Genomic DNA, 21,780 nt, shown 5'->3' on the forward strand with positions numbered 1-21,780 from the left:
GCCGGACGGCTGCTGCGTCACACTGGCGGGCGTGGACATGGAGGCGGACGCAGACCTGGACGCAGGCCCGGGTGCCGTGAGTGCCGACCAGGTCGAGGTGGTCGTGGCTCACCACGAGCGCGCCACGCTCCGAGTAGGGCAGGTCTTCCTGAAGGTCGATGCGGACCGGGCGCGGACCGATGTCGAGGTCGACGCCATGGAGGCAGCGCCCGTCCCGACCGCGGACATCCTCTGGCGCAGGCCGCCCGTGCTCGCCCTGGCCGCCCTGCGGGGCGAGCCACTGGGGCGACTCGGACAGGCCTCGACCGCGTCGCCGGCCGCGTGGAGAGCAGCAGGCGCGACGCTGCGCCGGCTGCACGACGCGCCCCTGCCTCCGTGGTCCGGGGCGAGCCTCGACGAGAAGGCAGCGTCCCTCGACCGCGAGTGCGCGTGGCTGCTGGCCGGTGCCGTCGTGCCCGCCGACCTCGTCACGCGCAACCGGGAGATCGCCGAGGTCGCCCTGCGCCGAAGGCCGCCGGTGTTCATGCACGGAGACCTGCAGGTGACGCACGTCTTCGTCGAAGGCGACGAGGTCACCGGGGTGCTCGACTGGTCCGAGGCCGGGCAGGGCGATGCCATGTACGACCTCGCGAGCCTGACGCTCGGGCACCGGGAGCACCTCGACGACGTCGCCGCCGGCTACGGCGCGGGGGTCGACCTCGACGCTGTGCGCGGCTGGTGGTCACTGCGCAGCCTGACGGCGATCCGCTGGCTCATCGAGCACGGCTTCGACCCGGCCGCGCCGGGGTGCGAGATCGACGTGCTGAGGTCGCAGGTGTCAGCGAGGAACGTGCGCCGATGACGTCCCGACGCCGACCGCTGCTCCTCACGGTGAGAGGCCTTGCTCTCGCCGCCGTGATCGCCCTCAGCCCGGCCTGCAGCGCCCCCGCAGCCACTCCGTCGGCCACTCCGTCGGCCACCGCGTCAACCACCACGCCAGCCACTCCGTCGGCCACCGCGTCAACCACCACGCCAGCCACTCCGTCAACCACCACGTCAGCCGTGCGGCTGCCGCCACCCGTCGGCCACGTCTTCCTCATCAACCTCGAGAACAAGGGCTTCGACCGGACGTGGGGCCCGGGCTCCGCCGCTCCCTACCTGTCCGGGACGTTGCGCGACCAGGGAGTCCTGCTCACCCAGTACTTCGGCACGGGCCACAACTCGCTGCCGAACTACGTCGCGCAGGTCACCGGTCAGGGACCCAACCCGCAGACCCAGGCCGACTGCCGGGTGTACTCGCCGTTCAGGACGTCCGGCCCGACCGTCGACCCCGGCCAGTACGTCGGGAGCGGGTGCGTCCTGCCTGCGGAGGTGCCGAGCCTGCCCGGCCAGCTCGACGTGTCCGGGCGCTCGTGGCGCGGCTACATGGAGGACATGGGCACGCCGTGCCGCCACCCGCAGCTCGGCGCCCTCGACGAAACCCAGAAGGCGCGCGTCGGCGACCAGTACGCCGTGCGACACAACCCCTTCATGTACCTGGGGTCGGTGACTGGATCGACCTCGTGCGCGCAGCGCGTCGTCGACCTCGACGCGCTGCCGACCGACCTGGCGTCGACCGCGACGACGCCCGCCCTCAGCTACATCACCCCCAACCTCTGCCACGACGGGCACGACGCGCCGTGCGTCGACGGGCAGCCCGGTGGCCTCGCGAGCGCCGACGCCTTCCTGCGCACGTGGGTCCCCCGCATCACGAGCTCCCCGGCCTTCCGCCAGGACGGCGCGCTCGTCATCACCTTCGACGAGGCCGACGCCGGCCCGGCCCATGCCACGGCGTGCTGCGGCGAGGGCCCCGGACCGAACAGCCCCCTGCCGGGCATCACCGGTCCCGGCGGCGGACGCGTCGGCGCCCTCGTGCTGTCGCGGTTCGTCACGCCGGGGTCCACGAGCACGACGCCCTACAACCACTACTCGCTCCTGGCGAGCATCGAGGACCTCTGGCGGCTGCCGCACCTCGGCCATGCTGCGAGCCCGGGCCTGCCTCGCTTCGGCCTCGACGTCTGGAACGGCCGCTGGACCTGATCGCGATGCTCGCCTGACGGACTGCCGAGCACTTCCACGATGTAGAAGTTAGAGTCCGCTGGTCAGAATTTCTGCAAAGGAGCAGCCGACATGACCGTTCACGACGCGCCCGATGGGCTCACCTCCTCCCTCACCACGGAGCTGACCAGCGAGCTCGACGGGCTGCTGCGTGAGGCCGACGACTCGCTCGCGCGCGACTTCCCGGGACCCCGCGCGGGGCGCCAGCCGATCCACACCGTCTACGTTCCGGCCCATCGTCTGGAAGCCGGACTCACGACGTCGTGGGGCGCGGACGCACTGGCGGCCATCGACGCGCACGCGGCCGGCTTCGACGCCCTGGTCGGCGACCCCGCCGTCGTCGCCGCCGTGCGGCGCAAGCTCGCCACCGAGCCCGTCGAGGACCTCCGGATCGACTTCGAGGACGGCTACGGACCCCGCCCGGACGCCGAGGAGGACGACGCCGTCGACCGCGCGGCAGCGCTGCTGCGCGAGAGCGTCGCGGCCGGCTCGGCCCCACCCTTCACCGGCATCCGCTTCAAGTCGTTCGAGGCGCCGACGCGCGGCCGGGGCGTGCGGACGCTCGTCCGCTTCCTCGACCGGCTCGCGGTCGACGGCACCCTCCCGGACGGCTTCGTCGTCACCCTGCCCAAGGTGACGAGCGTCGCCCAGGTCGAGGCAATGGTCGTCGCGTCCGAGCGCATCGAGCGCACGCTGGGGCTGGAGCGGCCGATCGGGTTCGAGATCCAGGTCGAGACGCCGCAGGCGGTGCTCGGCCCCGACGGCACCGCGCTCGTCGCCCGGATGGTGCACGCGTCGGCAGGCCGGTGCACCGGCCTGCACTACGGCACCTACGACTACTCGGCCTCGCTCGGCATCGCCGCCGAGCACCAGGCCATGGACCACCCGGCGGCGGACCACGCCAAGGCGGTGATGCAGGTGGCCGCCGCCGAGACCGGGGTGCGCCTGTCCGACGGGTCGACGAACGTGCTGCCGGTGGGTTCGGCGCAGGCCGTCGCCTCCGCCTGGTCGCTGCACCACCGCCTCGTCGGCCGCTCGCTCGCTCGGGGGTACTACCAGGGCTGGGACCTCCACCCGGCCCAGCTCCCGTCGCGCTACGCGGCGACGTTCGCCTTCTACCGCAACGGTTTCCACCAAGCTGCGGGCCGCCTCGCCGACTACCTCGGGCAGCGCGACTCCGCCTTCATGGACGAGCCGGCCACGGCACGGGCCCTGGCCGACTTCGTGCTGCGGGGGGTCGACTGCGGCGCGGTCGAGGCTGATGATGCCGTCGAGCGGTGCGGCGCGTCACGGGCGGACCTCGAACGGCTGGCCCGCCGCGGCTGACCGCAGCCCGGACGCCGGGTGACCGGGTCGCGAGACGGATGCGCCGAGATGGTTGACGCTCGCGAGACCGATCCCTAGCCTTCCATTATTCGATAAAGCACTTCCACATCACGGAATTAGAGACCGGGCTCGATCTTCGCCCCATCGCGACACCGACAACGGCACCCTGTTGGGAAGGCAGCGTCGCGTACAGAACCGCCACACCTCGACAACGGAGTTGAACCATGAGCATCGTTCTGGGCCCGAACCAGTACGGCAAGGCAGAGAACCGGGTGGTGCGCATCACGCGCGACACAGCCCGCCACGAGATCACCGACCTCAACGTCTCGACGTCCCTGCGCGGCGACTTCGCCGACGCGCACGTCACCGGTGACCAGTCGAAGATCCTGCCGACCGACACCCAGAAGAACACCGCGTTCGCCTGGGCCAAGAAGCACGGCGTCTCCTCCCCCGAGGACTACGCCCTGGCGCTCGCCCACCGCTTCCTCGACGCAGCCCCCGCCGCCACCGCCGCCCGCATCGAGGTCGAGCAGTACGCCTGGGACCGCATCCCGGTCGGCGGCGCGGGCCACGACCACGCATTCGTCCGCCGCGGCGGTGACGTGCGCACGACGGTCGTCACGCTCGAGCGCGGACCTGAGGGCCAGGAGCCCACGCCGCACGTCATCTCGGGCCTCAAGGACCTCGTCGTGCTCAAGTCGACGGGCTCGGAGTTCAAGGGCTACCTCAAGGACGAGTACACGACGCTCGCCGAGGCCGACGACCGGATCCTCGCCACCTCGCTCGTCGCACGCTGGCGCCACACGAGCACCGACGTCGACTGGAACAAGACGTACGACAGCGTGCGCGACACCCTCCTCGAGCTCTTCGCGACGACGTACAGCCGCGCCCTCCAGGAGACCCTGCACGCCATGGGCCAGGCCGTCCTCGAACGCCATCCCGACATCGCCGAGATCCGCTTCTCCGCGCCGAACAAGCACCACTTCCTCGTCGACTTCTCCCGCTTCCCGGACGTCGAGAACCGCGGCGAGGTCTTCATCGCCGCCGACCGCCCGTACGGCCTCATCGAGGCCTCGGTCCTGCGCGACGACGTGCCGGCCGCACCGGAGGCCTGGCTCGCGACGCCGGGCTTCTGCTGAGGACCCGCCATGAGCGCCACGACCTCCACCACAGCCGCCCCCGAGCGTCCCCGCAGGTCCCGCCACCCCGTCGACGAGGTGCTGCCCGCACCGAAGCTCTTCGTCTATGGCTTCCAGCACGTGCTCGCCTTCTACGCCGGCGCCGTCATCGTGCCCATCCTCCTCGCCGGCGCCATCGACCTGACCACCGAGCAGCTCATCCACCTCATCAACGCCGACCTCTTCACGTGCGGCATCGCCTCGATCATCCAGTCGATCGGGTTCTGGAAGGTCGGGGTTCGCCTCCCGCTGCTGCAGGGCGTGACCTTCACCGCCGTGTCGCCGATGATCGCCATCGGCCTCGCCGCCGGCGGCGGCACCGAGGGCCTGCTCGTCATCTACGGGGCGGTCATCGTCGCAGGCCTGTTCACCTTCTTCCTCGCGCCGTACTTCAGCCGGCTCATCCGGTTCTTCCCACCCGTGGTCACGGGCTCAGTCATCCTCATCATCGGCATCGCGCTGCTGCCGGTCGCGGCGGCGGACGCGGTGGGCGGGGCCGGACCAGAGGGCGACCCGTCGAGCGGCCGCAACATGGCCTACGCCCTCGGCACACTCGCGCTCATCGTCGTCATCCAGCGCGTCTTCAAGGGCTTCATGGCCACCGTCGCGGTGCTCGTCGGCCTCGTCGCGGGCACGTCCATCGCGTGGCTGCTCGGCGACGCGCACTTCGACGCCGTCGGGCAGTCGAGCTGGTTCGGCGTCACGACGCCGTTCTACTTCGGCTGGCCGAAGTTCTCCTTCGCCGCCATCGTCTCGATGGTCGTCGTCATGCTCATCACGGCGGTCGAGACCACCGGCGACGTCTTCGCGACCGGCGAGATCGTCGAGAAGCGCATCGAGCGCGAGGACATCGCCCGGGCCCTGCGGGCCGACGGCGTGGCCACCACCCTCGGCGGCATCCTCAACTCGTTCCCGTACACCTGCTTCGCCGAGAACGTCGGGCTCGTGCGGCTCACCCGGGTCAAGAGCCGCTACGTCGTCGCGATGGCCGGCCTCATCATGATCGTCATCGGGCTCATCCCCAAGGCCGGTGCGATCGTCGCCGGAATCCCGCACCCGGTCCTCGGCGGTGCGGCCCTCGCGATGTTCGCGACCGTCGCGGTCGTCGGCATCCAGACCCTGACGCGGGTCGACTTCCACGACCACCGCAACGTCGTCATCGTCGGCACGAGCGTGGGCCTGGCCATGTACGTCACGGCCCAGCCCGACGTGTCCAAAGCCGTGCCGGAGTGGGCCCAGATCATCCTCGGGTCCGGCATCACGCTCGGCAGCATCACCGCGATCCTGCTCAACGTCGTGTTCCACCACGTCGGTCGGCGTCGCGGACCGGCCGTGGCCGGCACACCCGGCAACCTCATCCGGCTCTCCGAGGTCAACGAGATGTCGCGCGAGCAGTTCGTCGAGACGTTCCACAGCCTCTTCCAGGGGCCGAGCTGGGTCGTCGAACGGGCCTACGACCAGAGGCCGTTCAGTGACACGAACGACCTGCGGCAGGCGTTCCAGGAGGCGCTCTTCACCGCGCCCCCGGAGGAGCAGCGCCGGCTCATCGACTCCTACCCGGAGCTCGGGGCCGAGAGCGTCGCCGGTGGCGACGAGGGAGAGCTGTCGCTCAAGGACCAGTCCGCGCTCGGGCTCACCCGCCTCGACGAGAAGAGCCACGACGAGCTGTTCGACCTGACGTCGCAGTACCGCGACCGGTTCGGCTTCCCGCTCGTGACGTGCGTGCGCGACCGCGACTCGTACGCGCAGGTGCTGCGCCACGGCTGGGAGCGGCTCAACAACTCCCCCAGCCAGGAGCACGCCGCCGCACTCGTCGAGATCAGCAAGATCGCCGCCTACCGCTTCGACGACCTCGTCGCCGACGCCAACCCGGTGCACAGCGCCCGGCAGCGGATCGTCGACGTGGACCAGATGGCATGAGCGAGCAGACGGAGGTGGGGCGCGCACGCCCCACGACAGGCGTCGCCGCCTTCAACCAGGCCGACGCCGACGGGCTACGCCCACGACTGCACGCCTGCCTCGGCGTCGACCGGTGGGTCGAGGAGGTGCTTCGCGGGCGGCCGTACGCCGACCGCGAGGCGCTCCTCGGGGCCGCCGACCACGCGGCGCGCGAGCTCGACGACACCGAGCTCGCGTCGGCCCTGGCCGGGCACCCGCGCATCGGCGAGCGGGCCAGCGCGCCCGAGCACGACGCCGCCCAGTCGGCAAAGGAGCAGGCCGGCGTCGACCCGAACGACGCTGAGGTGGCACGGTCCCTCCTCGAGGGCAACGCGGCCTACGAGGCACGCTTCGACCGCGTCTTCCTCATCCGTGCCGCCGGGCGCTCGGCCGCCGAGATCCTCGCGGAGCTGCGGCGCCGCCTCGACAACGACGACGCGACCGAGCGCGCGGAGACCGTCGACCAGCTGCGACAGATCGCGCTGCTACGGCTGGAAGGACTCCTCTGATGGGCACTCTCAGCACCCACGTGCTCGACACCAGTGCCGGACGACCGGCCGAGGGGGTCCCCGTCGAGCTCCGTTCTGCCGACGGGTCGCTCGTCGGTGAGGGCCGCACGGACGCCGACGGCCGGGTCGGCAGCATCGGGCCCGACCGGCTCGACGCGGGCGACTACACGCTGCGCTTCGACACGGCCGCGTACTTCGCGACGACGGGCACGACGGGGTTCTACCCGGAGGTGACGATCGCCTTCACGGTGGCCGACGCCGGCCAGCACTACCACGTGCCGCTGCTGCTCAACCCGTTCGGCTACTCCACCTACCGCGGCAGCTGAGCACCGCACGCGGGGCGCCAGCCGCGCGTTCCCACCGACGGCACGTCACGCAGGGCCCCAGCGAAATCCGCTGGGGCCCTGCGCACTTCGGCGTTCCAGCGTCGGAGACCAATCGGCGAGACGGTCGGCGACTGCCCTTGACCGGAGCCGGCACGCGTCTCTACTGTTTTGCATATCGGAATATGTTTTCCACGATTCGGAAGAGTGAACGATGTCGACGCTGACCCACCACCACGGCCTCCGCTACCTGGCGAACTGCTCGATGCTCTTCACCGAGCTGCCCCTCCTCGAGCGCCCGGCCGCCGCACGCACGGCCGGCTTCGACACCATCGAGCTGTGGTGGCCGTGGCCCGACCAGCCGGTGCCCGCCGACCGCGACGTCGACGCCCTCGTGGCTGCCGTGCAGGACGCGGGGGTACACCTCGCCGGGCTCAACTTCTTCGCCGGCGACCTGGCCGGGCCCGACTGCGGCGTCCTGTCGGTCCCCTCGCGGTCGCAGCAGTTCCGCGACAACATCGAGGTCACCGTCGGCATCGGCGAACGCCTCGGCACCCGGGCCTTCAACGCCCTCTACGGCAACCGAGTCGACGACGTCACCCCGGAGGAGCAGGACGCCCTCGGCCGGGAGAGCATCGCCCTGGCCGCCCGCGCCGCCGACCGCATCGGCGCCACCGTGCTCGTCGAGCCGGTGAGCGGGCCCAAGCCCTACCCGCTGCGCACCGCGGCCGACGCGGTCGCCGTCGTCGACGACCTGCGCGCCGCAGGGGTCGGCAACGTCGGCCTTCTCCTGGACCTGTTCCACCTCGCGAACAACGGCGACGACGTCGAGGCGGCCGTCACCGCGTACGCCGACCGCATCGCCCACGTGCAGATCGCGGACTGGCCCGGTCGCGGCGAGCCCGGCAGCGGGCGGCTCGACCTCGAGGGCCTCCTCGGCCGCGTCGCCGCCTCCGGCTACGACGGGTTCGTCGGCCTCGAGTACAAGCCGCTCACGACGACCCTCGAGAGCCTCACCGCCTTCGGCGAGCTCACCACCCCGCGCCCGGCCTGAGCGCGGCGGACACCCAGCCACCACCGTCCCACCTCGAAGGAGACCGACATGTCCACCATCGCCTTCATCGGCCTCGGCATCATGGGCAGCCCGATGTCCGTGCACCTCGCCCGCGCCGGCCACGACGTCGTCGGCTACAACCTCACCCCCGACCGGTACGGCCCGCTCGAGGAGGCCGGTGGCCGCGGCAGCGGCTCCATCGCCGAGGCCGTCAAGGCCGCCGACGTCGTCGCCGTCATGGTCCCGGACTCCCCCGACGTCGAGGCCGTACTCCTCGGCGACGACGGCGTCTTCGCCAACGCCCAGCCGGGGACGCTCGTCATCGACTTCTCCTCGATCCGGCCCGACGTCACCGCCGAGCTCGCGACGGAGGCGCAGGCCAAGGGCTTCCGCCTGCTCGACGCCCCGGTCTCCGGCGGCGAGGCCGGTGCCGTCAACGCCACCCTGTCGATCATGGTCGGCGGCGCGGCCGATGACTTCGCCGCAGCCCGGCCGCTCCTCGAGGCCGTCGGCGGCACCGTCGTCCACGTCGGCGGCAACGGCGCCGGCCAGACCGTCAAGGCGGCCAACCAGCTGGTCGTCGCGGCCAACATCGAGGCCCTCGCCGAGGCCGTCGTCTTCCTCAAGGCCTACGACGTCGACCTCGACGCGGCTCTCACCGTGCTCGGCGGCGGGCTCGCCGGCTCGAAGGTGCTCGAGCAGAAGCGCGGCAACATGCTCGACGAGTCCTTCGCCCCCGGATTCCGGATCGACCTGCACCACAAGGACATGGGCATCGTCAGCTCGGCCGCGCGCGAGGCCGGTGTCGTCCTGCCCCTCGGCAACCTCGTCGCGACGCTCATGGCCGCGGCCCGCGCCAACGGCGACGGCGGCCTCGACCACTCCGGCCTGCTCCGCGGCGTCCAGCGCCTGTCCGGGCAGCCCACCCCCTGACCTCTCCCGACCCCGCGCGCCCGACTCCGGGCGCCCCACGCAAGGACACGAACATGGCACGCATGACTGCAGCGCAGGCCGCGGTGGAGATCCTCAAGAAGGAGGGCATCACCCACCTCTTCGGCCTGCCCGGCGCCGCGATCAACCCGTTCTACAAGGCGATGCAGACCCAGGGGGGCCTGCACCACACGCTGGCCCGCCACGTCGAGGGCGCCTCGCACATGGCCGAGGGCTGGACCCGGGCGAAGGCCGGCAACATCGGCGTCTGCATCGGCACGAGCGGACCCGCGGGCACCGACATGATCACTGGTCTCTACTCGGCCAGCGCCGACTCGATCCCGATCCTCTGCATCACCGGGCAGGCGCCCGTCGCCAAGCTGCACAAGGAGGACTTCCAGGCCGTCGACATCGCCTCGATCGCCAAACCGCTGACGAAGATGGCCGTCACGGTGCTCGAGCCCGCCCAGGTGCCGGGCACGTTCCAGCAGGCGTTCCACCTCATGCGGTCCGGCCGCCCCGGCCCGGTGCTCATCGACCTGCCGATCGACGTCCAGATGACCGAGATCGAGTTCGACGTCGAGACCTACGAGCCGCTGCCGGTCTACAAGCCGGCCGCGACCCGGGCCCAGGTCGACAAGGCGCTCGACCTGCTCGCCGCGTCGGAGCGCCCGCTCATCGTCGCCGGCGGCGGCATCGTCAACGCCGACGCCGCCGACCTGCTCGTCGAGCTCGCCGAGCTGACCGGCGTCCCCGTGGTGCCGACGCTCATGGGCTGGGGCACGATCCCCGACGACCACGCCCTGAACGCCGGCATGGTCGGCCTGCAGACAAGCCACCGCTACGGCAACGCGACACTCCTCGCGTCCGACTTTGTGCTCGGCATCGGCAACCGCTGGGCCAACCGCCACACCGGCGACCTCGAGACGTACACGGACGGGCGCACCTTCGTGCACGTCGACATCGAGCCGACGCAGATCGGGCGCGTCTTCGCCCCCGACTACGGCATCGTGTCCGACGCCAAGGCCGCGCTCGAGCTGTTCGTCGAGGCCGCAGGCGCGCGCCGCGACGCCGGGACGCTCGCCGACCGGTCCGCCTGGGCGGCCGACTGCGCCGAGCGGAAGCGGACCCTGTGGCGCAAGACGAACTTCGACGCCGTGCCGATCAAGCCGCAGCGGGTCTACCAGGAGATGAACACGGCCTTCGGCAAGGACGTGCGCTACGTCAGCACGATCGGCCTGTCGCAGATCCAGGCCGCCCAGCTGCTCCACGTCTACGGCCCCCGGCACTGGATCAACGCCGGCCAGGCCGGCCCGCTGGGCTGGACCGTGCCCGCCGCGCTCGGCGTCGCCACGGCCGACCCGGACGCGACCGTCGTCGCGCTCTCCGGCGACTACGACTTCCAGTTCATGATCGAGGAGCTGGCGGTCGGGGCGCAGTTCAACATCCCCTACATCCACGTGCTCGTGAACAACGCCTACCTCGGCCTGATCCGACAGGCCCAGCGCGGCTTCGAGATGGACTACTGCGTGCAGCTGTCCTTCGACAACATCAACGCACCCGAGGTCAACGGCTACGGCGTCGACCACGTGAAGGTGGCGGAAGGCCTGGGCTGCAAGGCGATCCGCGTCTTCGAGCCGGACGGCATCCTGCCCGCCCTCGAGCAGGCGAAGAAGCTGCTCGTCGAGCACCGCGTGCCGGTGGTCGTCGAGGTCATCCTCGAGCGGGTCACCAACGTGTCGATGGGCACCTCCATCGCGGGCGTCACCGAGTTCGAGGAGCTCGCGACGAGCGACCTCGACGCCCCGACCGCCCTCTACGCCAACCTCGACTGAGGAGTCCCACCGTGCCGCGCGTCGTCATCGCCCCGGACAAGTTCCGCGGGTCGCTCACCGCCACCGAGGTCGCAGCGCACCTCGCGACCGGCCTGCGCGCCGCGGTCCCCGGCATCGAGGTGACCCTCGTCCCCGTCGCCGACGGGGGCGAGGGCACCGTCGACGCCGCGGTCGCCGCCGGCTTCGACCGCGTCCCGGCCGTGGCCACCGGCCCGACCGGCGCACCGGTCGAGACCTCGTGGGCTCGACGCGGTGGCGACGCAGTGGTCGAGCTGGCGGCGGTGAGCGGGCTCGACCTGCTCCCGCACGGGTCTCCGGCGCCGCTCACGGCGACGAGCCGCGGCACGGGCGAGCTCGTCGCCGCCGCGCTGGCCGCCGGGTGCACGCGGGTCGTCGTCGGCATCGGTGGGAGCGCCGGCACCGACGGCGGCGCGGGCCTGCTCCGCGCGCTCGGGCTGCGCACCCTCGACACCGACGGGCGCTCCGTCGCCGAGGGCGGTGCCGCCCTCGCCGACGTCGACCGCGTCGTGACGGCCGGCCTCGGCCCGCACCTCGGCGGCGTCGACCTCGTCGTCGCGTGCGACGTCGACAACCCCCTCACCGGGCCCTCCGGCGCGGCGCACGTGTACGGCCCCCAGAAGGGCGCCACCCCGGGCGACGTCTCCCGGCTCGACGACGCCCTCGCCCACTGGGCCGACCTCGTCGCGTCCGTCACCGGCGTCGACCGGCGCGAGGTGCCAGGAGCCGGCGCGGCCGGCGGCGTCGGGTTCGGGCTCCTCGCCCTCGCCGGCGCCCGCACCCGTCCCGGTGCAGACCTCGTCTTCGAGCTGACCGGCCTGGGCACGGCCGTGGCCGGCGCCGACCTCGTCATCACCGGGGAGGGGTCGCTCGACGCGCAGTCGCTGCGCGGGAAGGCCCCCACCGCCGTCGCCCGTCTGGCGCGCGAGCACGGGGTCCCCGTCGTCGCGGTCGTCGGGCGGTCCCTCGTCGACGCGGCCGAGGCGGAGGAGGCCGGCTTCGCCGAGGTGCTGACCACGACGGACGAGGCGGGTTCGGTCGAGGCCTCGCTCGCCGACCCCGGACCCGCCCTCGAACGCATCGGGCACCGCCTCGGCCTCCGGCTCGCCGAGCGCGTCGCAGCCTCGGGGGCGAACGGCACGAACGGCACGAACGGCGTCGCGCGATGAGGCTCGCACGCATCGGCACCGCGGGCCACGAGCGTCCGGTCGTCGAGGCACCCGACGGGTCGCTGCTCGACCTGTCGCCCCTGACCCCGGAGATCGACGCCGAGTTCCTCGAGCTGCTCACGGCCACAGGCGGGTCCGTCGTGCGCGACGCAGTCCGGTCGGGCCGCCTCTCTCCCGTGCCCGACGGCGCGACCGCCCGCTTCGGTCCGCCCGTCGCTCGCCCCGGGAAGGTCGTCGGCATCGGCCTCAACTACCGCTGCCACGCCGCCGCGATCGGGTCCGCCGAGCCGGCCGAGCCCGTCGTCTTCCTCAAGGCGACGACGTCGGTCTGTGGGCCCGACGACACGGTCCGGCTGCTCGACGGGTCCACGACGACCGACCACGAGGTCGAGCTCGCCGTCGTCGTCGGGCGCCTCCTGCGGAGCGCCTCGCCCGGTGAGGCGCTCGACGCCGTGGCCGGGTACGCCCTCGCCGACGACCTGACCGACCGCACCCTCCAGCTCGGCGGTGCCGCCACCTGGGCGCCCGGCAAGTGCGCCGACACGTACTGCCCGCTCGGTCCCTGGCTCGTCCTGCCCGACGCGATGCCTGCCCCCGACGGCTCCGGCGTCCGGCTCACCCTCACGGTCAACGGGGAGCAGCGCCAGGAGGGCTGGACCGACGACATGGTCCACGACGTCGCGGCCTGCCTCGCCCACGTCAGCACGCTCATGACCCTCGAGCCCGGAGACGTCGTCATCACCGGCACGCCCGCGGGTGTCGCCATGGCCGCCGCCGAGCCGCGCCCGTACCTGCGCGACGGTGACGTCGTCGAGGCCGACGGCGGCGCGCTGGGGCGGCAACGCTCCCCGATCGCCGCCGCACGGCATACGGTCGGACACGAGACCACGACGAAGGAGTCGGCCGCATGGCTCTCGACACGCTGATCCGCGCGCCCCGCGCCGTCGTCGACGGTGCCGAGACGGCAGCGGTCGTCGGCCTGCGCGCCGGTCGCATCGCGCTCGTCCTCACGGGTGCCACGCTCGACACCGCCACCGACGGCGCCGCCCCCGGCGACCTCGACGCGGCGACGCTCGTCGAGCTGGCCGACGACGAGGTGCTCCTGCCCGGGCTCGTCGACACGCACGTCCACGTCAACGAGCCGGGTCGCACCGAGTGGGAGGGCTTTGCGAGCGCGACCCGTGCTGCTGCCCGGGGCGGCGTCACGACGATCGTCGACATGCCGCTCAACTCGGTGCCGCCGACGACGACCGTCGACGCGCTGCGCACCAAGCAGGAGGTCGCCCGTGGCCAGGCCTGGGTCGACGTCGGATTCTGGGGCGGCGCCGTTCCCGACAACCTCGCCGATCTCGAACCGCTCCACGCCGCAGGGGTCTTCGGCTTCAAGTGCTTCCTGCTGCACTCGGGCGTCGACGAGTTCCCGGCGCTCGAGCCCGACGCGTTCGCGGCGGCCATGACCGAGACCGCTCGGATCGGGGCGCTCATGATCGTGCACGCCGAGGACGCCCACACCATCGAGCACGCACCGCCGTCCGACGGGCGCGCGTACGCCGGCTTCCTGAACTCGCGCCCGCGTGAGGCCGAGAACCTCGCGATCGCCCAGGTGCTCGACGAGGCCCGCCGCACCGGTGGCCGGGCCCACGTGCTGCACCTGTCGAGCTCGGACGCGTTGCCGGCGATCCGCGCGGCCAGGGCGGACGGCGTCCGCCTCGGCGTCGAGACGTGCCCGCACTACCTCACCTTCACCGCCGAGGACGTGCCGGACGGCGCCACCGAGTTCAAGTGCTGCCCCCCGATCCGCGAGTCGACCAACCGCGAGCGGCTGTGGCAGGGACTCGTCGACGGCGACATCGACCTCGTCGTCACCGACCACTCCCCGTGCACGGCCGACCTCAAGGCCCTCGACAGCGGCGACTTCGGCACGGCCTGGGGCGGCATCGCCGGGCTCCAGCTCGGCCTGGCCGCGACGTGGACCGGCGCGCGCGAGCGCGGGCTCGGCCTGCCCGACGTCGTCCGCTGGATGGCGGAGGCGCCGGCCCGTCAGGTCGGTCTCGAGCGCAAGGGACGCATCGCCGTCGGCGCCGACGCCGACCTCGCGGTGATCGCCCCCGACGAGGCGTTCGTCGTCGACCCCGGCTCGCTGGAGCACAAGAACCCCGTGTCGGCGTACGCGGGCCGCAGCCTGACCGGCGTCGTGCGCCGCACGTGGCTCGCCGGCACCCCCGTCGACCTCGACGCCGACCCCCGCGGTCGGCTCATCAGCAGAGGAGAGGCATGAGCACCCCCCGCTACCACGTCCCGAGGGGCGGCCTGCCCGCCCAGACCGCCCTGACGACCGACCGCGCCGTCTTCACCGAGGCGTACGCCGTGCTGCCGCGCGGCACGATGCGCGACATCGTCACGAGCGCCCTGCCCTTCTGGGAGCGGACCCGCACGTGGGTCATCGCACGCCCGCTGTCGGGGTTCGCCGAGACCTTCTCGCAGTACATCGTCGAGGTCTCGCCCGGCGGTGGCAGCGACAAGCCCGAGCTCGACCCGGGGGCCGAGGGGGTGCTCTTCGTCGTCAGCGGGTCACCGCGGCTGCGCATCGGCCTCGACGAGCACGTCATGGAGCCGGGCGGCTACGCGTACCTGCCGGCCGGGGTGCGGTGGAGCCTGCACGTCGCGGACGACGCGGGAGAGCCCGCCACCTTCCACTGGATCCGCAAAGCCTACGAGCCCGTCGAGGGGATCACCCCGCCCGACGTGTTCGTGACGCACGAGCGGGACGTCGACGCGAGCCCCATGCCCGACACCAACGGTGCGTGGACCACGAAGCGCTTCGTCGACCCGCTCGACGTGCGCCACGACATGCACGTGACGATCGTGACCTTCGAGCCGGGCGGGGTCATCCCCTTCCCCGAGACGCACGTCATGGAGCACGGCCTGTACGTGCTCGAGGGCAAGGCGATGTACCTGCTCAACAACGACTGGGTCGAGGTGCAGGCGGGCGACTTCATGTGGCTGCGCGCGTTCTGCCCCCAGGCCTGCTACGCGGGCGGTCCCGGCCGGTTCCGGTACCTGCTCTACAAGGACGTGAACCGGCACGCGAAGCTCTCACGCCAGTTCCTCTGATCGGAACCCTTAGTCCACATCGCGGAAAAACTGGAGTCCGAACCCTTCCTCCGGCACGCCCTCGCGCGTACCATCGATGCAGCGCCCGACCGCTGTTCGGCATGGATAACCGGCGGTTCGGTTCACTCCCAACCATGCGGCCGACCCGTCCGGGCCGGTCCGAACGGTGCATGACGCACCACGAGGAGTTGACGATGGCGTCCCTGTCCCCCACCGCACCCACCGTGACGGTCAACGGCCGTACGGTCGACCTCGCCGGCGTCCCGGCCTGGACGAGCGCACTCGACGTGCTCCGGGCGAGCGGCCTGACCGGCGCGAAGGAGGGGTGCGCCGAGGGTGAGTGCGGCGCGTGCTCGGTGCTCGTCGCCCGGCCGGCGACCGACGGCGCCGAGGGCACGACGACGTGGACGGCGATCAACGCGTGCCTCGTGCCGGCGACCTCGCTCGACGGCCAGGAGGTCGTCACGGCAGAGGGTCTCGGCAGCCCTGACCACCTGCACCCGGTGCAGCACGAGATGGCGGTGCGCGGAGGATCGCAGTGCGGCTACTGCACGCCCGGCTTCGTCTGCAGCATGGCCGCCGAGTACTACCGCGCCGGCCGGTGCGACGCGCACGGCGGGGCGGCTGACAGCACCGACGCGTCGGGCGAGGGACACGAGCACGGCCCCAACGGTTTCGACCTGCACGCCCTGTCCGGCAACCTCTGCCGCTGCACCGGCTACCGCCCGATCCGCGACGCCGCCTACGCGCTGGGCGAGCCGGCGGGCGACGACGCGCTCGCCCAGCGTCGCGACCGCCCGGCTCCCGCGCCCGTGGCCACCCGCGTCGTGGCGGCCGGAGGGTCGTACGCGCGCGCCGCCGACGTCGCCGACGTCTTCACGCTGCTCGCCGAGCACCCCGACGCCGTGCTCGTCGCCGGTTCGACCGACTGGGGTGTCGACGTCAACCTCAAGGGAGCGCGCGTCCCGTTCGTCGTCGGCATCGACCGCGTGCCCGAGCTGCGCACCTTCGAGGTCACCGACGCGTCCGTCGAGATCGGTGCGGCGCTGACGCTCTCAGAGGTCGAGTCCCGTCTCGCCGGCCGGGTCCCGCTGCTCGACCAGCTCTTCCCGCAGTTCGCCTCGCGCCTCATCCGCAACGGCGCGACGATCGGCGGCAACCTCGGTACCGGCTCCCCCATCGGCGACACGCCCCCCGCCCTGCTCGCCCTCGAGGCCGCAGTCGTGCTCGCCTCGGCCGACGGAGAGCGGGAGGTGCCGCTCGCCGACTACTTCACCGGCTACCGGCAGACGGTCCGGCGTACGGGCGAGATCATCCGCGCCGTGCGGATCCCGTTGCCGCTCAGCCCGGTCGCGGCGTTCCACAAGATCGCGAAGCGTCGTTTCGACGACATCAGCAGCGTCGCCGTCGGGTTCGCCCTGGCGGTCGACGACGGCACCGTCACCAGGGCCCGCATCGGCCTCGGCGGGGTCGCGGCGACCCCCATCCGCGCCTTGGCAACCGAAGCCGCGCTCGAGGGACGCCCGTGGACCAAGGAGGTCGTGCGCGAGGCCGCGGCCGTCATGCGCCGCGAAGGCACTCCGATGGACGACCACCGCGCGAGCGCGACCTACCGCAGCGCCATGCTCGGCAGCGCCCTGCTCAAGCTCCACTCCGCCACCGCGACCCGACAGGAGGTGGGCGCATGAGCACCCTGTCCGACCGTCCCGAGCGCGCCGTCGTCGGCGAGGCCCTGCCGCACGAGTCGGCGGCCCTGCACGTCACCGGCGCCGCGCTCTACACCGACGACCTCGTCGGGCGCACCGCGGGCTGCCTCCACGCCCACCCCGTCCAGGCGCCCCACGCCCGCGCCACCGTGACGGCGATGCGCGTCGAGCCGGCGTATGCCGTCCCGGGGGTCGTGCGCGTGCTCACCGCCGCCGACGTGCCCGGCGTCAACGACGCGGGCGTCAAGCACGACGAGCCGCTCTTCCCGACCGAGGTCATGTTCGTCGGGCACGCGGTCGCGTGGGTGCTCGGCGAGACGCTCGAGGCCGCCCGCCTCGGTGCCGCGGCCGTCGAGGTCGACTACGAGGAGCACCCGGCGATCGTCACCGTGCGCGAGGCGATCGCAGCGGAGGCCTTCCAGGGCGCCCGGCCGCACATGGAGCGCGGCGACGTCGAGGCCGGCCTCGCCCGCTCGGCGCACGTGTTCAGCGGTGAGCTCGAGTTCGCCGGCCAGGAGCACTTCTACCTCGAGACCCACTGCGCGCTGGCCCTCGTCGACGAGAACGGCCAGGTGTTCGCCCAGTCGAGCACCCAGCACCCGAGCGAGACCCAGGAGATCATCGCCCACGTGCTCGGGCTGCCGAGCCACGCCGTCACCGTCCAGTGCCTGCGCATGGGTGGCGGCTTCGGCGGCAAGGAGATGCAGCCGCACGGCCTCGCCGCGATCGCAGCGCTCGGCGCGACGCTGACCGGTCGGCCGGTTCGCCTGCGGCTCAACCGCACCCAGGACCTCACCATGACCGGCAAGCGCCACGGCTTCCACGCCCAGTGGCGGGTCGGCTTCGACGCCGACGGCCGCCTCCAGGCCCTCGACGCGACGCTGACGGCCGACGGTGGCTGGAGCCTCGACCTGTCCGAGCCGGTCCTGGCCCGCGCGCTGTGCCACATCGACAACGCGTACTGGGTGCCCGACGTGCGGGTCAACGGCCGCATCGCCCAGACGAACAAGACCTCGCAGACGGCCTTCCGGGGCTTCGGCGGGCCGCAGGGCATGCTCGTCATGGAGGACCTCCTCGGCCGCTGCGCCTCGCTGCTCGGCCTCGACCCGATCGAGCTGCGTCGCCGCAACTTCTACGTAGAGGGCCAGTCGACGCCGTACGGCCAGCCGGTGCGCCACGCCGAGCGCATCGTCGCCGCGTGGGACGGCGTCCTCGCCCAGGGCGACGTCGAGCGCCGCCGTGCCGAGATCGCCGCGTTCAACGCGAGCCACGACGACGTCAAGCGCGCCCTCGCCGTGACGCCGGTGAAGTTCGGCATCTCCTTCAACCTCACCGCGTTCAACCAGGCCGGCGCCCTGGTGCACGTCTACAAGGACGGCTCGGTGCTCATCAACCACGGCGGCACCGAGATGGGCCAGGGCCTGCACACGAAGATGCTCCAGGTCGCCGCGACGACCCTCGGTATCCCCCTGGCCCGGGTGCGCCTTGCCCCGACCCGCACCGACAAGGTGCCGAACACCTCTGCGACAGCGGCGAGCTCAGGCGCCGACCTCAACGGCGGCGCCGTCAAGAACGCGTGCGAGCAGATCAAGGAGCGGCTGACCGCGGTCGCCGCCGGACGCCTCGGCGTCCACCCGAACGACGTGCGCTTCGTCGACGGCCAGGTGCGGGGCCTCGGTGACGCGGGCGATGCCGTCGCCTGGGACGAGCTCGTCGGCCAGGCCTACTTCCAGCGCGTCCAGCTGTGGGCCGCGGGGTTCTACCGCACCGAGGGGCTGCACTGGGACTCCTCGCGGATGCAGGGCTCGCCGTTCAAGTACTTCGCCTACGGCGTGGCCGCGGCCGAGGTGGAGGTCGACGGCTTCACCGGCGCCTACTCGACCCGCCGCGTCGACATCGTCCACGACGTCGGCGAGAGCCTCTCGCCGCTCGTCGACATCGGGCAGATCGAGGGCGGGTTCGTCCAGGGCGCAGGGTGGCTCACGCTCGAGGACCTGCGTTGGGACGAGTCCGACCGTCCCTCGCGCGGTCGCCTCGCGACGCAGGCGGCGAGCACGTACAAGCTGCCGTCGTTCTCCGAGATGCCCGAGGAGTTCAACGTCTCGCTCCTCGAGCACGCCCACGAGGACGGCGTCGTCTACGGGTCCAAGGCGGTCGGCGAGCCGCCGCTGATGCTCGCCTTCTCGGTGCGCGAGGCGCTCCGCGAGGCAGCGGCCGCGTTCGGGCCCACCGGCGCGACGATCGACCTCACCTCGCCCGCGACACCCGAGGCCGTCTACTGGGCCGTCGAGTCCGCGCGGGCCCAGGGCGTCGGTGAGCCGCTCGACCGCCGCGCGGCGCACGCGCACCTCGTCGTCGGAGGTGACGGCGTCGAGCCCGAGCAGCCCGCTCCGGGCGAACCGGCCCTGGAGCCGGCGTCGGAGCGTGCTCTCGACGGCGCCGTCACGGCAGGAGCCCGGCCGTGAACTGGGTGCGCGCCGTCGAGGCGCTCCGCGAGCAGCGTCGGGCCGGGGTGCTCGTCACCGTGACGGCCGTCCGCGGCCACGCACCCCGCGACGCCGGCGCCAAGATGGTCGTCGCGGCCGACGCCGAGTGGGACACCATCGGCGGTGGCAACCTCGAGGCCACCGCGGTGGCCCGGGCGCGCGAGCTGCTCACGACGGGCGCCACCGCGCCGGAGACGCTGACGATGTCGCTCAGCGACAAGGCAACCAGCGAGCACGGCCAGCAGTGCTGCGGCGGCGAGGTGACCCTCCTGCTCGAGCCGCTGCCCGTCGTGCCCGCCGTGGCGATCTTCGGCGTCGGCCACGTCGGCCTCGAGCTCGCCCGGATCCTCGCCCGGCACGACGTCGAGCTGCACCTCGTCGACTCGCGGGCCGAGCACGTCGAGCCCGCCCGGCTCACCTGCCTGTCCGACGCCGTCGCACGCATCCACGTGCATCACTCCCCCGTGCCCGAGGTCGTCCTCGGACAGGTGCCGCCCGGCACCCACGTGCTCGTCATGACCCACGACCACGCCGAGGACGCCGCACTGTGCGACATGGCGCTGCGGTGCACGCACCTGGGGTCGATCGGTCTCATCGGGTCGAGCGCGAAGTGGCGCCGGTTCGAGGTGCTCCTGCGTCGCGAGGGACACGACGACGCCGCTCTCGCCCGCATCACGACCCCGATCGGGCTGCCGGACATCGCGGGCAAGGACCCCGCCACCATCGCCGTGAGCGTCGCGGCGCGCCTCGTGCAGGTGTTCCGCGCCGAGGTGCCCGCTGCAGCACCCGCCGGCTCGACCGCCGGGGAGGTGCGGGCATGACGCTCTTCCTCGGAACCTTCCTCGACACCCCCGACGCCTCGGCCCCCGTGGGCGTGCGCCTGCGCGCCGAGGCCGATGGCGCGATCCGGGTGGTCGACGGCGTCATCACCGAACGGGGCCCCGCCGCTACCCTGCGCGCGTCGCATCCCGACGACGACGTCGTCGACCTCCGTGAGGGGCTCGTGCTCCCCGGCCTCGTCGACACCCACGTCCACTATCCGCAGGTGCGCGCCATCGGCGCCCTCGGCATGCCGCTGCTCGAGTGGCTCGACCGCTGCGCACTGCCCGAGGAGACGCGGCTCGCGTCGGTCGACTACGCCCGCGAGGTCGCGACGGAGTTCGTCGGTGGCCTCGTGGGCGCCGGCACGACGACGGCGCTCGTCTTCGGTTCGCACTTCGCGAGCGCGGTCGACGTGCTGTTCGAGGAGGTGGACCGGGTCGGCCTGCGCGTCACGTCGGGACTCGTCGTCAGCGACCGCTCGCTGCCCGAGCCGCTGCTGTCGACGCCCGAGCGCACGTACGAGGAGTCGGTCGCGCTGACCCGACGCTGGCACGGCCGGGGACGCACGCGCTACGCCGTGACGCCGCGCTTCTCGTACTCCGCCAGCGACGACCTGCTCGATGCCTGCGCGTCGGTCATGAAGGACGTGCCCGGCACGTGGTTCACCTCGCACGTCAACGAGAACCAGGCCGAGATCGCCGCGGTGGCGCGCCTGTTCGCCGAGGCCGACCACTACGTCGACACCTACGACCGGCACGGCCTCGTCGGCCCGAGCACGGTGCTCGCGCACAACGTCCACGCCACCGACCGCGAGCTGAGCCTCCTTGCGACACAAGGCGCCTCCGTCGCCCACTGCCCGACGAGCAACTCTGCCCTCGGCAGTGGGCTCTTCCCGCTGCGGTCGCACACGGAGCACGGGGTCCGCGTGGCCCTCGGCTCGGACGTCGGCGCCGGCACCGGCTTCTCCCTCTTCAAGGAGGGCCTGCAGGCCTACTTCATGCAGCAGCTGCTCGGGCCGGCCGGCCTGCCGCTCGCCTCACCCGACCTGCTCTTCCTCGCGACCCGCGCCGGCGCCCTGGCGCTCGGGCTCGACCACGAGGTCGGCGACCTCTCGGTAGGTCGCCAGTTCGACGCCGTCTGGGTGCGCCCGGCGGCAGGCGATCCGCTCGAGGTCGGGCTCCGGCACGCGTCGGGCGCCGAGGACGCACTCGCCAAGACCTTCGCCCTCGCGACGCCCGGCCACGTGGCCGGCGTGTGGGTCGGCGGCGACCGCGTCAAGGGGTAGAGCCGTACCGG

17 protein-coding genes and 1 pseudogene are annotated in these 21,780 nt (G+C 72.6%); all 18 read left to right on the plus strand.

Translation table 11 applies throughout. The annotated features are described in order from the left end of the window. Positions 1–37: 37 nt before the first annotated feature. Positions 38–841 (plus strand): phosphotransferase family protein, encoded by an 804-nt coding sequence (locus RY076_RS13705; protein WP_323099224.1) that lies wholly within the window; start codon positions 38–40, stop codon positions 839–841. Positions 842–1,041: 200 nt separating this feature from the next. Next, positions 1,042–2,058, plus strand: coding sequence for an alkaline phosphatase family protein (locus RY076_RS13710; protein ID WP_323098817.1), 1,017 nt, complete (start codon positions 1,042–1,044; stop codon positions 2,056–2,058). Between the two features lie 90 nt (positions 2,059–2,148). Further along, complete coding sequence (locus RY076_RS13715; protein ID WP_323098819.1) at positions 2,149–3,402, plus strand: DUF6986 family protein; 1,254 nt, start codon at positions 2,149–2,151, stop codon at positions 3,400–3,402. A 224-nt stretch (positions 3,403–3,626) separates the two neighbouring features. Then, on the plus strand, positions 3,627–4,541 hold the full coding sequence (gene pucL, locus RY076_RS13720; protein WP_323098821.1) for a factor-independent urate hydroxylase: 915 nt from the start codon (positions 3,627–3,629) through the stop codon (positions 4,539–4,541). Between the two features lie 9 nt (positions 4,542–4,550). Further along, on the plus strand, positions 4,551–6,500 hold the full coding sequence (gene uraD / locus RY076_RS13725; RefSeq protein WP_323098823.1) for a 2-oxo-4-hydroxy-4-carboxy-5-ureidoimidazoline decarboxylase: 1,950 nt from the start codon (positions 4,551–4,553) through the stop codon (positions 6,498–6,500). After that, the gene (uraD, locus tag RY076_RS13730; protein ID WP_323098825.1) at positions 6,497–7,027 is read left to right on the plus strand and encodes a 2-oxo-4-hydroxy-4-carboxy-5-ureidoimidazoline decarboxylase; all 531 of its coding nucleotides are present in this window, start codon (positions 6,497–6,499) and stop codon (positions 7,025–7,027) included. The genes uraD (RY076_RS13725) and uraD (RY076_RS13730) overlap by 4 nt, the downstream gene beginning before the upstream one ends. Continuing rightward, the gene (gene uraH / locus RY076_RS13735; RefSeq protein WP_323098826.1) at positions 7,027–7,353 is read left to right on the plus strand and encodes a hydroxyisourate hydrolase; all 327 of its coding nucleotides are present in this window, start codon (positions 7,027–7,029) and stop codon (positions 7,351–7,353) included. Before uraD (RY076_RS13730) ends, uraH begins: the two co-directional genes overlap by 1 nt. Positions 7,354–7,564: 211 nt before the next feature. Further along, positions 7,565–8,404 (plus strand): hydroxypyruvate isomerase family protein, encoded by an 840-nt coding sequence (locus RY076_RS13740; RefSeq protein WP_323098828.1) that lies wholly within the window; start codon positions 7,565–7,567, stop codon positions 8,402–8,404. A 30-nt stretch (positions 8,405–8,434) separates the two neighbouring features. After that, positions 8,435–9,337 (plus strand): annotated as a pseudogene (locus tag RY076_RS13745) (2-hydroxy-3-oxopropionate reductase); the annotation flags it as partial. Between the two features lie 53 nt (positions 9,338–9,390). Next, the gene (gene gcl, locus RY076_RS13750) at positions 9,391–11,169 is read left to right on the plus strand and encodes a glyoxylate carboligase (protein ID WP_323098830.1); all 1,779 of its coding nucleotides are present in this window, start codon (positions 9,391–9,393) and stop codon (positions 11,167–11,169) included. Between the two features lie 11 nt (positions 11,170–11,180). Further along, entirely contained in the window at positions 11,181–12,356 is a 1,176-nt protein-coding gene (locus RY076_RS13755) for a glycerate kinase (RefSeq protein ID WP_323099029.1), read from the plus strand. Further along, positions 12,353–13,282: a fumarylacetoacetate hydrolase family protein gene (locus RY076_RS13760; RefSeq protein WP_323099031.1), complete on the plus strand. Its 930-nt coding sequence runs from the start codon at positions 12,353–12,355 to the stop codon at positions 13,280–13,282. The genes RY076_RS13755 and RY076_RS13760 overlap by 4 nt, the downstream gene beginning before the upstream one ends. Further along, entirely contained in the window at positions 13,264–14,634 is a 1,371-nt protein-coding gene (gene allB, locus RY076_RS13765) for an allantoinase AllB (RefSeq protein ID WP_323099033.1), read from the plus strand. Before RY076_RS13760 ends, allB begins: the two co-directional genes overlap by 19 nt. After that, the gene (locus RY076_RS13770) at positions 14,631–15,470 is read left to right on the plus strand and encodes a bifunctional allantoicase/(S)-ureidoglycine aminohydrolase (protein ID WP_323099034.1); all 840 of its coding nucleotides are present in this window, start codon (positions 14,631–14,633) and stop codon (positions 15,468–15,470) included. The genes allB and RY076_RS13770 overlap by 4 nt, the downstream gene beginning before the upstream one ends. 194 nt (positions 15,471–15,664) lie before the next feature. Continuing rightward, entirely contained in the window at positions 15,665–17,158 is a 1,494-nt protein-coding gene (locus RY076_RS13775) for a xanthine dehydrogenase small subunit (RefSeq protein WP_323099035.1), read from the plus strand. Then, positions 17,155–19,641, plus strand: coding sequence for a xanthine dehydrogenase molybdopterin binding subunit (gene xdhB, locus RY076_RS13780; RefSeq protein ID WP_323099037.1), 2,487 nt, complete (start codon positions 17,155–17,157; stop codon positions 19,639–19,641). Before RY076_RS13775 ends, xdhB begins: the two co-directional genes overlap by 4 nt. Next, entirely contained in the window at positions 19,638–20,483 is an 846-nt protein-coding gene (gene xdhC / locus RY076_RS13785) for a xanthine dehydrogenase accessory protein XdhC (protein ID WP_323099038.1), read from the plus strand. The genes xdhB and xdhC overlap by 4 nt, the downstream gene beginning before the upstream one ends. Beyond that, positions 20,480–21,769: a guanine deaminase gene (gene guaD, locus RY076_RS13790; protein WP_323099039.1), complete on the plus strand. Its 1,290-nt coding sequence runs from the start codon at positions 20,480–20,482 to the stop codon at positions 21,767–21,769. Before xdhC ends, guaD begins: the two co-directional genes overlap by 4 nt. Positions 21,770–21,780 lie beyond the last annotated feature (11 nt).

It is taken from the genome of Intrasporangium zincisolvens, from assembly GCF_034724055.1.
Lineage (GTDB): Bacteria > Actinomycetota > Actinomycetes > Actinomycetales > Dermatophilaceae > Monashia > Monashia zincisolvens.